The following is a 1765-nucleotide window of genomic DNA, read 5'->3' as shown; positions in this document are numbered from 1 at the left end:
GGGGGCTAAATTCCTCAAAGTCCCCCTTTTCAAGGGGGATTTAGGGGGATCTGCGGGTGTCAGATCCCACACGAAAAAGTTTTCAAACAACCTCTAACAGGTAAATAAGGAAATACTCAACATGATTAATAATTGTGCCAAAATTCACTTGATCTTTGATAATTTGGTAATTGGTAATTGGTAATTGGGAAAACTTTTACCCAGTTTCCATATCCCTAATCTTCATTATTAAACCACCAAGGGTCTTTATCAATGTTAGTTTTAATCAAAAAGGCTTTTTTTCGCATAAAGCGTTTAAAGGCAGCTTTACCCATGCGTGAACCTCCCAAACCAGAAAATTTAAAGGCGTTTTTTTCTCCTTCTTGCATCATAGCTGTTAACCCTGCATCATTAATACTAATAGCACCTACATCTATTTGCATACCAATTTCTAATGCTAACTCTTCTGATTCAGAAAATATAGCAGCACTTAATCCATAAATAGAATCATTAGCTAAATTTATCGCTTCTTCTATATTAGCAAAAGACATAACCGGCATAATTGGACCAAATGTTTCTTCAGTCATTACTTTCATGGAATGGTCAACTTCAGTCATAACCGTGGGACGACACCACCAACCTCCACCTAATTCTTCTACTTTACCACCACAGTGAATTACTGCTCCTTTAGAAACTGCATCTAGCAGATGATCATTAATAATAGCTGCTTGTTTTTCACAAATAATCGGACCAATTTCACCACTTTCAATAGTTGGGTATGCCAATTTCAATTTATGGGATTTAGTGACTAATTGATGATAAAATTGTTCAAAAATAGATTCAGCAACATAAATTCTTTCAATTGATAAACATGACTGTCCAGAATTCACAACAGAACCCCACAAAATTGCTGAAGTTGCTAAGTCTAAATCTGCTGATTCTAAAACAATAGCTGGGTCTTTGCCACCTAATTCTAAGCAAGCAGGAATGAATTTTTGGGCTGCTGCTTCTGCCACTAACCGCCCAGTTTCTACACTACCTGTAAAACAAATTAAATCTACATCTTCGATTAAATCTGCTCCTGTTTGTCCTGCTCCTTCGACAAAATTTAAAACATCACGTAATTGCGGAATTGTATTCAGAGTTGTCATTAAAGGAGCAACAAAACGGGGAGTGATTTCACTGGGTTTAACTATGACTGCACAACCCGCTAATAAAGCTGGAATTGTATCAATTGTAGATAACAATAGGGGAAAATTCCAAGGACTAATTACGCCAACCAGAGGATAAGGAACAGCCGTTTGTTGTAAAGCAATAAAAGGAATGGATGTATTTTTAGCTGTCCCTTGTAGTAATTGTGGAGCTAAATTACACCATTTATCAATATTAGCAATAAATGAATCTACTTCTGTCACTGATGTTGATAATCTTCCCGTATCACTAACTAAAGCTTCTGTTAATTGTGTTCGGTCTGATAATATCGCTTTTTTCCAGGCTTTTAAAGCGGCAATTCTGCCTTCGACTCCTAATTTTTGCCAGATAATTTGTCCTCTTCGCAAACGGTGACATTGCTGGGAAAGTAATTTTGGTGGTGGAGGAACGATGACATAATCAAATTTACCTGTGCGGGGGTTGCGGACTTCTATTGGTTTACTCATTTGTGATTAATTTAAATGTTATCTCTCGCAATTTCTCTTAGAGGATGTTTGAAAAGTTGTATTCCGTAATTTTCATCACATTGCTACCCCCCTTTCCCCTTGTAAAGGGGGGAAACAATAAAAATCCA

At 36.9% G+C, this 1765-nt stretch carries 1 protein-coding gene; it reads right to left on the bottom strand.

Annotation, left to right across the window (positions count from 1 at the left end; translation table 11 throughout):
* Positions 1-215 precede the first annotated feature (215 nt).
* Positions 216-1637, bottom strand: coding sequence for an aldehyde dehydrogenase family protein (locus FJR06_RS02535; RefSeq protein ID WP_168650638.1), 1422 nt, complete (start codon positions 1635-1637; stop codon positions 216-218).
* Between the last annotated feature and the right edge of the window lie 128 nt (positions 1638-1765).

Source organism: Dolichospermum sp. UHCC 0352 (assembly GCF_009711925.1).
Taxonomy (GTDB): domain Bacteria; phylum Cyanobacteriota; class Cyanobacteriia; order Cyanobacteriales; family Nostocaceae; genus Dolichospermum; species Dolichospermum lemmermannii.
The sequence above is the reverse complement of the archived record's forward strand: the minus strand, read 5'-3'. Positions and strand labels throughout refer to the sequence as shown.